Source organism: Prevotella sp. P4-67 (genome assembly GCF_002251325.1).
In the GTDB taxonomy this organism is placed as follows: domain Bacteria; phylum Bacteroidota; class Bacteroidia; order Bacteroidales; family Bacteroidaceae; genus Prevotella.
In genome coordinates this window covers 38,771-48,645 of record NZ_NPJL01000018.1, presented here as the reverse complement: position 1 = coordinate 48,645, position 9,875 = coordinate 38,771, and the positions used below count along the sequence as shown (strand labels likewise).

Genomic DNA, 9,875 nt, shown 5'->3' with positions numbered 1-9,875 from the left:
AGACAAGCACATCCTATATTTGGCTAGATCACTAAAAACACGACAATCATTCTTATCTATATGGGAAAAATTAAAGGATTTCTCTTTGCCGTACGACACAGAGAAATCCTAATGACCGATTTGGGATAAAGGCAAGCACCCATGACAGAGGTGCTTGCCTTTATTGTTATTACTGCGATTTCGGGGGGCGAGCCTGGCCCTTGGCATACCTCTCGTTACAGAGGCAGCCACTATCGCCATGACCGCGGCATCAGTCTTCAGTGGTCCATTTCACCATCTTGGTCAGTTGCAGGAAATAGTCGTTTGACCAGATGTCAAGTTCCTTGGGATTGCGGACAAAGGGCAGCACGTCTGCCTTGACCTGCTTGATGTCTGCCGATGCCAGTCGCTCGCTCAGCTTGTCCAGAAACGACTCCTTGGTGATATCCTCCTGATTGAACTGTAAGGCCCGTTCATGCAGGTGGGCAAAGTCAAGAGGAATATTGTGGCGAACGTACCATTCGAAGTCATACCAGTCACGGCCTTTCACCCTATTCTTCCACACCCGATACAGCAATGCGTGTATCTTGCCTGCAAACAGGTCTGGCAGAGTGATGCATCGTGTCATGAATGACTGTGGCTGGAGAAGCAGTTTCTGTTCGGTATCAAACTTCAATGGTGGTTGCGTGTCTACTTCTATCTTTATCTTTACCGTTTTCTCCGTCTGGAAGGTGATATCATAGACATCAGTGTTATCCTTCAAGAAGGCAGACTCCTCTTTGCCAAAGTTCTTCTTGTCTTTCTTCTTGATCTCAACCTCGCGACCGACGAGGGCAAACTGATTGACTATCGGCTGGAAGTATCGGGTAAAGTCGAAGTGGTCATTGGGAGAGACGAGCGAGAAGTCCATATCTTCAGAGAAGCGCTGCAAACCATGGAAGATACGCAGACAGGTGCCGCCATAAAAGGCTGCCTCGTCAAAGAATCCCCCATTATACAGCCCTGCAAGGATTACCTGCTGATTGACCTCGAAGATGGCATTGCGCCTCTGCTGTTCGGTCGTAAGTTCATAGACCGACAACATCTGATTGTATATTTCGTTTGTGCTCATTTCTTCATATATTTTATCAGAGTTTCTATCGATTTTCCCTTTTTCCCGACTTGTGCATACCGCTCAAAGATACCTACATCCATACGCAGGAAGTCATCTATGTCCATGCGGATGTCACCTTCCAGATAAGCCTCAACATCCTTCAGATAGCGGAGATTGACATTAGGAGAATTGGCTATCAGGTCGCACAGCGCCTTTTCGGGTGTAGCCATCAGAAACGAGTAACTATGCTGGTTGATGCTTGTCACGCCTACAGAGAAGGCCTCGCGCGAAATCATCTGATACTCGAAGCACCCCACGGGGGTATCAAAGTGGCGGGAGTGCTTTATCGTCATCGACTGGGTGGTATAGACTGCCTCGGGTATCAGTCCGTAATAGCGCAAGGCTGTCTGTCTGGACACATACGAAGGAGCATAGAGATGATTGGCTATCAACTCTGTTGACAGGCTCACCCGCGACACCCTGGGGGCTATCACATATAGCCCTCTCTTAAGACGTATCACCTTGCCTGCCGTCTCAAGTTGAAGCACCTTTTGATTACCTGCCGACATTTCCGGGAATAGCGATGCCACCGTGGCGGTGCTTACTGGAATGTTGCCAATATGCTCTAAGTCCATAATCATGCCACAAAGATAGTCAAAACTGGTACAGTAAACAAACTTTTTATTGTTTTTCTATACCAATTTTGGCTGTTTTTACAATTTCGAGGCCATCCATGGGCACCATGAGGCTTGGTTTGTGCATGCCATGACCTTATTGGTTGCTTCCAAATTGACTATAGAATGTTCTTTAATCAGAAACAGTGGCGACAACATCGCTTTTGGTATAACAACAATTGTTTCTAACACTTGCCGAACGTTTTTTCGCATCGTTTAGGCATCCTTTTCATATAAAAGCAGTATATTTGCGGTGTAAAATATGATACTGGTATCAAAAAATGTACCCTAATATGATATTCGAACGTAAGAAATACTTGAATGAACTTATCGCAGGACGCGGAAACGGACTTGTGAAAATTATTACGGGTGTCAGACGATGCGGAAAGTCCTTTCTGCTGTTCAATATCTGGCACAACTGGCTGTTGAAACATGGAGTGACTGGCAGCCACATCATCGAGATACAACTTGATGACTTCCGAAACCGACGACTGAGAAAACCTGATGCTCTACTTGACTATATAGACTCCAAGGTAGTTGATGATGGCAATCCTTTTTATATTGTTTTGGATGAGGTACAACTGGTGGAAGATTTCATAGAGGTTATCCTTAGTTTAACCCACATAAGGAATGTGGATGTGTATGTATCGGGGTCAAACTCCAGATTCCTGTCGAGCGATATCGTAACGGAATTTCGTGGCAGAGGTGACGAAATACGCATCTGGCCTCTCACCTTCGATGAGTATTTCAAGGGTATTGGCGGCGACATACGCAAGGCATGGTTGGATTACTATACTTTTGGAGGACTCCCGCAGGTGGCTTTGCTGGAAACAGAAGAGAAAAAAACCGATTATTTGCATAATCTGTATGAAACTACCTATCTCCGTGATGTGATAGAGCGCAACCATTTGCGCAACCCTGAAGGAATGAAAGAACTTGTGCGAGTATTAGCTTCAGGAATAGGTTCGTCTACCAATCCAACGAGAATAGCCAACACATTTCAGTCTGCACAAGGCGTGTCCATAAAGCGAGATACGATAAAGCTATATATTGAATATCTGGAAGACTCATTCTTGATAGAGGAGGCCTTGCGCTACGACGTGAAAGGCAGAAAGTATATTGGTACCGAATCCAAGTATTACTTTGCCGATATTGGCATCCGCGCAGCTATTCTCGACTATCGTCAGCAAGAGGAAACACACATTATGGAAAACATTATCTACAATGAGCTCCGCAGTCGTGGATATAATGTGGATGTTGGGTTGGTTGAACTTGGGGGCAAGGACGAGAACGGAAAGTTTGTCAGAAGAATGCTGGAGGTTGACTTCGTGGTAAACCGCCCTCCATATAGAGTGTATATCCAGTCGGCTTACCACATGCCCACGACTGAGAAAGAGGCCCAAGAGAGCCGTCCGTTACTGTCAATCAACGACCACTTTCGAAAAATAGTCATTGTTGGTGACGACATCCATCGTAAGGAAGACGAATTTGGTATTCTGACCATTAGCTTATTGGATTTCCTGACAGATAAAGAGCTATTAAACCAATAGCCTCAGCCCATATATCCAGCCACTGAGGCTAAATAGTGCATGCCATGACCCACTCCATATTGATTGCGAGGTTGGATTTAGTCATTGCGTGACGGTATTTATTCTTTGCGGGCCACGATTTGGCCATATCAGGTTGCGAAGTCAGGTTAATTGCAGTCGGCAGAGGTTTCGGGAGAATTGGAGGCGGGCGGTTGGGCCTAATAAAATATCCGCAATGCCTGTCTATGGGCATTGCGGATAATGCTATGCTACCGGAGCCTCTGGCTGCGGTGGCTATCGTCGTGGGGCTTGCGCCCGGTTATCTACTTGCTGTGCTTCTGCCAGTACTTGGCGCCTTTGGCCTTGAGCTTCTCGGTGAAGGCGGCAGACTCGGCATCTACCTGTGCCTCCTCCTCGGGTGTGGCAAAAGCGTGGCGGTAGCCTTTCACTTCGTTCCAGTGGCCGCGGGTGAAGTCGGGCACCTCTACCGGCTTGTTGCCATTGTCCATCGACAACGAACCGAGCTCTGCCAGACAGCACCATTCGCCCAGATCATAGACATCCATGTCGAAAGGCAGTCCGTGCTGCAGACAGTAGACCAGACGGCTGTCCATGATGTAGTCCATACCGCCGTGGCCGCCTACCTTCTTGGCCTGAGCCAGATAGCGGGTCACGATGGGACTCTCATATTTCTTGGTGAGTGCACGGCGGTCGGCGGCGGGCATATAGGAGTGGCCCGAGAGATTGTCGGCCGACGGGCGCACGCCACTGTTCTTCATCTCATCGCCCGAGAGCGCGTAGCCCTCAGTAGGATATTTGTTGGCAAAGCCCTTGGTACCTGTGAGCTGGTACATGCGGTTGTAGGGCTGGGGCGTCATGGTGTTGTGGTGTATCTCGATGACCTTGCCATTCTCGGTGCTGATGAGGGTGGTGGTGTGGTCGCCGTTGGCAAACTTCTCGCAGGGCTTGCCCGAGAGCTTCTCTGCCCACGCCTTACCGTTCACCGACTTGGTATCCATAGCCACGAGAGTTTTCATGCGGTCGCCGCGGTGTATATCCAGCACCTGGGCGATGGGGCCCAGACCATGGGTGGCATATACATCACCCCGGAATTTCTGGTTGAAGTCCAAGCGCCAGCCCAGACGGTCATTGGCGTCCTTCTTCCAGTACATATCCCAGAACTGGGAGAGGTCATGGCGATAGGCACCCTGCACATAGAGCACCTCGCCGAACACTCCGTGCTGCGCCATATTGAGGCTGTTGAGCTCGAAAAAGTCATAACAGCAGTTCTCAAGCATCATACAGTGCAGGCGGGTCTTCTCGCTGAGGTCGATGAGCGACCATATCTCGCGCAGGTTCATGGCCGACGGCACCTCGATGGCCACGTGCTTGCCATGCTCCATGGCATACTTAGCCACAACAAAGTGGTGGAGCCAGTCGGTGGCGATATACACCAGGTCGATGTCCTTGCGCTCGCACAACTTCTTGTATCCGTCCTCACCGTAATATATGTCTGCCGGGGGCATGGATGCGGCGCGCAGAATGGTGTTGCAGGTGTCGGCGCGCTCACGCTCATGGTCGCAGAGGGCCATCACCTGGGTGCCGTTGATATGGGTAAAGCGGCGCACGGCGTCGGGACCGCGCATGCCCAGTCCTACAAATCCCACGCGCACCACCTTGAGCTTGGGTGCGGTGAGTCCCAGTGCGGGCTGCTGGCCGGCAGGACGTTCGGGAACCTGGGTGACAATAGTGCCATCCACTGTCTTGTAGGGCCAGTCAAAGGCCACCTGGGCGCTGGCGGTGAGCGCTGTCATAAACAGTCCCACCAGTATCAGCAAAGTGATGATTTTCTTGTTCATTACGTCTTTAATTTAGATTGTTATGCAAAGTTAAGGCTTTAATCATCAATCCCCAAACGAAAGGGACGAAAAACAACATGCCCGGAACGTTTTTTATCTTCACGTCCCGGGCACGCCGTGTGGTTATTTCGGCCTCCTGTCTATTTGCAGGTGGCGATATTAAACTCGTTGACCTTGGATATCTTGTGGTTGTTGCCCTCGATGACCGAGATGCACAACTTCACGTTACCGACCTTGATGCGGTTGTCGGCCTTGACCAGTGCGGTGTAGCGTATGCCGCATCCGGGGGCAATCTTCTCCACATGCACGCCGGGCGAGATGAAGATATGGCGGTTGCCGGTGGCTTCGACCACCATGGGCTGTACATCATAGATGGTCTGACGGCCGTTGTTGTAGACCTCAAAGACCACCTTGCACAGCTCATTGCGGCTTATGCGGTTGTCGCCATTAGCGTCTATAAACCGGGCGTTGCGTATCTCTATCGTCGGCGTATAGGTTATGCCCTCGGCGATATTCTCCACGCTCGACGAACCGGGCAGCACCTGCGTGGGCTTGGTGCCCTTCTCGCTGTTGCCGCCATCGCCGGGGGTGAACTCGATGCGGTCGTCGCCGCCGTTGTTCTCGTCGAAACCGCTGCCATATCCGGCTTCGCTCTGCTGGGTGGTCACGGGTTGCTGGGCGCGTGGACGCTGGCGCCGCTGACGGCTGGTATAGGTGTCGTCGTCATAGTCACGCTGACGCTGGCGACGGCTGGCATATCCGCCGTTGTCATAGCCCTGCTGTCGCTGCTGGTCGGCGGCGTTGCCGATGATGCCACCCAGCACGGCACCACCCGCCATGCCCACGATGGTACCCATGTCGTGACCGCGCGGTCCGTCGCTGATGCCACCGATGGCACTACCCAATATCGAGCCGAAGGTGGCACCGGTATAGGCGCCCTGTCCGGCGTAGGTGCCGCATCCGCTCATCACCAGGAGCGTCGAAGCGGCTATTGCTGCGTATTGTTTCCTCATTCCCTTCACTGGTTTTAGTTGCTGTTATGGTTGCAAAAGTAACCAATTCCACCGTCACCGCCATGGTTTTTCCCCTAAATCGCAATAGGGTTTCCCCTATTATTATAATTAAGGTGCAGATGACTGCGCCGTCATCACCGTGGCTACCCAAAAGGCTCCCGCTGCCTCTCTTGGGGCAGACGGGAGCCATGCTTATGCGGTCGGTTCACACCGAGTGATTACCAGATATGGGCGCGCTTGTCGGGAGCCAGATAGAGGCGGTCGGCAGGCTGTATGCCCCAAGCCTCATACCAGGCGTCGATATGGGGCAGAGCGGCATTGACACGCAGATGGTTGGGCGAGTGTACGTCGCTGTTGACGAGGTAAGCCACAAACTGCGGAGCCACATTGCTGGCCCAGATGCGGGCATAGGAGAGGAAGAAGCGCTGGGCTGCGCTGTAGCCGTCCTTCTCGGGCAGAGGCTGCTTGGCCATCACGTTCTGCAGGGCACGGAATGCCACGTTGATACCGCCGTTGTCGCCGATGTTCTCGCCAAGGGTCTTCTCGCCATTGACCTTCAGGCCGGGCTGTACCTCCTGTGCGCTAAACCAGTCGGCCAACACCTTGGTGCGCTGGCTGTAATTGGCCTTGTCCTCGTCGGTCCACCAGTTGTTCAGGTTGCCGTCCTTGTCAAACTGGCAGCCCTGGTCGTCGAAGCCGTGGCTCATCTCGTGGCCGATGACGGCTCCGATGGCGCCATAGTTGGCGGCGTCGTCAGCCTCGGCGTCAAAGAACGGAGCCTGGAGGATGGCTGCCGGGAAGTTGATACTGTTGAAGGTTGGGGCATAGAAGGCGTTGACCATCTGGGGATTGCAGGCGAAGATAGTCTTGTCGACAGGCTTGCGCCACTTCTTCTCCAGACTGCGGCGGCGCAGGGCGGGAATAATCTCGTCGTAGTTGGCGCGCAGGCTCTTGCTCTCGTCTATCTGCACATACTCTTCCATGTTCTGCCACTTATCGGGATAACCTATATTGATACGCATACTGCGCAGCTTCTCTATGGCCTTGGCCTTGGTGGCATCGGTCATCCATGTGCTCTCGCCAATGCGCTGGGCGAAGGCGTCCTGCAGGTTGTGTACCATCTCCACCACTCTCTGCTTGCTGCTCTCGGGGAAGTACTTGGCGACATAGAGCTTGCCGATAGACTCGCCCATGAGTCCCTGGACAAATCCCAGTCCGCGCTTCCAGCGGGGCTGCTGCTCCTTGACGCCATAGACGGCCTTGGTGTATTCGAAACGGCGGTTGACGAAGTCGTCGGAGAGCAGGCTCACAGACGAACTGATGACGCTGGCCTCAAGAGTGGCCTTGAGGGCGAAGAGGTCGGCGGTGGCGAGTATCTTCTCTACCTCGTGGATGGGCTCGGGCTGACCCACATCGACAGAGTCAATGTCGGAAGGATAGCCATAAGCCAGACAGAGCTGCTTCCAGTCGATGCCGGGATAGTCGCGCAGCAAGTCCTTCCAGCTCATCTTGTGGATATTGGCCTGAGGGTCGCGGCTCTTCACCTGGTCGTAGCTCTGGCGGGCTATCTGGTCTTCGATGGCGAAGGCTGCCTGCATCTTCTTCTCAGCCATGGCCTCGCTGTTGCCCACCATCTTGAAGAGGTCTTTCATCAGACTCTTGTAGGCGGCCACCACTGCCTTCTGCTGCTCATTGGGCTGGGTATAGTATTCGGGGTCAAGACCGATGCCACCCTGGTTGGCACCGAAGATGTACTGGTCAGAGTTGATGGCATCCTGGCCCAGTCCGAAGCCGAAGAGCATGGTGCCGTAGCCCTTGGCACCCAGTTCGTACATCACGCGCTCACACTGCTTGCGGTTCTTGATGGCAGCCACCTTGGCGAGGGCGGGCTTGATGGGCTCGTAGCCCATACGGTTGCGAGCCACCGTGTCCATATACATACGGTAAAGCGAACCAATCTTCTGGCCCACTGTGCCCTGGGGCATGTGCTTCTCGGCATACTCCTTCACAAGGTCGCGTATGCGATCGTTGTTCTGCTCGTCCAAATCGGTAAACGAACCGTTCATGGGGTGTACGGCGTCGAGTGGATGGCTCTTGAGCCAGCCGCCGGCAGCAAACTGGTAGAAATCTTCACCGGGCTTGACTTCAAGGTTCATGTTGGCCTTGTCAATGCCGCTTTTGAGTGTTTGGGCAGAGGTCATGCCTGAGATGGCGAGTGCCGCAATTAACATTTTAATTTTCATTTGTAGGGTTATTTTGTTGATTAATTGTTTCCGTCCAGAGTGCCACGATGATGGTAGAGGCTGTCCTCGTCAGGGTGGGCCTTTATGAGATTGTTTTCTTGTCTGCTTCAGTCTTTCAGACATCCAATGGGAACTACGAATACGCCATCTTTTCTTCGATAGGCATAATCGCCAGTACCTGTAAGCACCATCATGAAGGAGGGCTCATTCATCTTTTCTGTATTTATTTTTTCCTTAAGAGTCAACAGATTGGCTGCCCCTTCATTGACGAGCCTGTCACCACCCAGCTTAACCTCAACAAGTCCGTATTTTCCATTACGGAGATGTATCACGGCATCACATTCCAGCCCGTTCTTGTCTCGATAATGATACACCGCACCATCCAGCGCATCTGCAAATACCCGCAAGTCACGGATACACAGGGTCTCAAAGAAGAGCCCCATAGTGTTGAGGTCGCCAATAAGGTCATTTGGACCAAGTCCCAATACTGCGGTGCCTATCGAAGGGTCTATGAAGTATCGGGTGTTGGCCGTGCGGATGGCTGTCTTTGAGCGGAGGTTGGGGTTCCAAGCCTCAGAGTCCTCTATGACAAATATCTTTCGCAATGCCTCCAAATAACCGCCTGCCGTCTTTACGCTTATTTCATTTTCATCATTGGTCATCATGTCTGCCACTATAGTTCCGATGGTTGCCTGCGAACCTTGGTTACGGGCGTATGAACGCAAAAGCAGCCTCGTTGTCGTACTATTGCGGTTAACTCCATCCACTCGGGAAATATCTTTTTTGATAATGGCGTCCACATAATCGAACGCTTGCGCCAGGGCAGCCTCGCCTTGCAAATTGCATGCGAAGGGCCAGCCACCACGGCAAATCAAGAAGGCAATGTCATCTATCTTCAGCTTGTTTACGGCGACAATTTTTTCAGGAGTTCCAAACAGATGAGCCAAGCTAACACCGCCATTTGACTCTCCTGACTCATAGAGGCTCATTGGGCGCATGGTCAACCAGCTGAACCGTCCTGTGCCAGAGTGGTGTATCTCTTTTTCTTCCGCGGGAACGGCAGAACCTGTCAAGACAAATTGCCCAACCTCGCGCCTATGGTCAATCTCAAACCTTATGGCATCCCACAGCTTCGGCGCCAACTGCCACTCGTCAATCAGTCTCGGAGTATCGCCATCCAGCAACACGGAAGCGTCAATCTCCGCCATCTCCAGATTGGTTGCCAACGACGTAGGATTATCCATATACAAGATGCTGTTTGCCTGCTGTTCGGCGGTGGTGGTCTTCCCGCACCACTTGGGACCTTCTATCAATATGGCTCCTTTGCTTGCCAACTTCTTTGCAAGCATTTGGTCTGCTATTCTATGTTTGTACTCCATATCTTCAAATGATTTGATTTACAGCTGCAAATATACATCTTTTTTCTGTTATTTCCTCAGTTGGCGCATTTTTATTTCCTCAGTTGGCGCATTTTCACTTCCTCAG

7 protein-coding genes are annotated in these 9,875 nt (G+C 52.0%); 1 reads left to right on the top strand and 6 read right to left on the bottom strand.

Annotated features, from left to right (window positions below):
* Positions 1 to 250: 250 nt before the first annotated feature.
* Positions 251 to 1,090, bottom strand: coding sequence for a nucleotidyl transferase AbiEii/AbiGii toxin family protein (locus CIK92_RS03030; protein ID WP_094388119.1), 840 nt, complete (start codon positions 1,088 to 1,090; stop codon positions 251 to 253).
* Positions 1,087 to 1,713 carry a hypothetical protein gene (locus CIK92_RS03025; RefSeq protein ID WP_094388118.1) on the bottom strand — a complete coding sequence of 209 codons (627 nt, stop codon included), beginning with the start codon at positions 1,711 to 1,713 and terminating at the stop codon, positions 1,087 to 1,089. The genes CIK92_RS03030 and CIK92_RS03025 overlap by 4 nt, the downstream gene beginning before the upstream one ends.
* A 326-nt stretch (positions 1,714 to 2,039) precedes the next feature.
* Here CIK92_RS03025 and CIK92_RS03020 point away from each other — a divergent pair, with 326 nt between their 5' ends.
* Positions 2,040 to 3,296: an ATP-binding protein gene (locus CIK92_RS03020; RefSeq protein WP_094386660.1), complete on the top strand. Its 1,257-nt coding sequence runs from the start codon at positions 2,040 to 2,042 to the stop codon at positions 3,294 to 3,296.
* Between the two features lie 302 nt (positions 3,297 to 3,598).
* Here CIK92_RS03020 and CIK92_RS03015 read toward each other — a convergent pair whose 3' ends face one another.
* The 4 genes from CIK92_RS03015 to CIK92_RS02995 form a co-directional block, all read right to left on the bottom strand.
* A complete protein-coding gene (locus tag CIK92_RS03015; RefSeq protein WP_094388117.1) occupies positions 3,599 to 5,134 on the bottom strand; it encodes a Gfo/Idh/MocA family protein in 1,536 nt (511 codons plus the stop codon).
* A gap of 140 nt (positions 5,135 to 5,274) precedes the next feature.
* A complete protein-coding gene (locus tag CIK92_RS03010; RefSeq protein ID WP_094388116.1) occupies positions 5,275 to 6,147 on the bottom strand; it encodes a hypothetical protein in 873 nt (290 codons plus the stop codon).
* Between the two features lie 218 nt (positions 6,148 to 6,365).
* Positions 6,366 to 8,390: a M13 family metallopeptidase gene (locus CIK92_RS03000; RefSeq protein WP_094388114.1), complete on the bottom strand. Its 2,025-nt coding sequence runs from the start codon at positions 8,388 to 8,390 to the stop codon at positions 6,366 to 6,368.
* A gap of 107 nt (positions 8,391 to 8,497) precedes the next feature.
* Positions 8,498 to 9,769 carry an ATP-binding protein gene (locus tag CIK92_RS02995; protein WP_094388113.1) on the bottom strand — a complete coding sequence of 424 codons (1,272 nt, stop codon included), beginning with the start codon at positions 9,767 to 9,769 and terminating at the stop codon, positions 8,498 to 8,500.
* Positions 9,770 to 9,875: the final 106 nt, after the last annotated feature.

Excerpts from the sequence above, each read along its gene's own strand:
- CIK92_RS03030 (WP_094388119.1), bottom strand. The coding sequence starts at position 1,090 with ATGAGCACAAACGAAATATACAATCAGATGTTGTCGGTCTATGAACTT.
- CIK92_RS03025 (WP_094388118.1), bottom strand. The coding sequence starts at position 1,713 with ATGATTATGGACTTAGAGCATATTGGCAACATTCCAGTAAGCACCGCC.
- CIK92_RS03020 (WP_094386660.1), top strand. The coding sequence starts at position 2,040 with ATGATATTCGAACGTAAGAAATACTTGAATGAACTTATCGCAGGACGC.
- CIK92_RS03015 (WP_094388117.1), bottom strand. The coding sequence starts at position 5,134 with ATGAACAAGAAAATCATCACTTTGCTGATACTGGTGGGACTGTTTATG.
- CIK92_RS03010 (WP_094388116.1), bottom strand. The coding sequence starts at position 6,147 with ATGAGGAAACAATACGCAGCAATAGCCGCTTCGACGCTCCTGGTGATG.
- CIK92_RS03000 (WP_094388114.1), bottom strand. The coding sequence starts at position 8,390 with ATGAAAATTAAAATGTTAATTGCGGCACTCGCCATCTCAGGCATGACC.
- CIK92_RS02995 (WP_094388113.1), bottom strand. The coding sequence starts at position 9,769 with ATGGAGTACAAACATAGAATAGCAGACCAAATGCTTGCAAAGAAGTTG.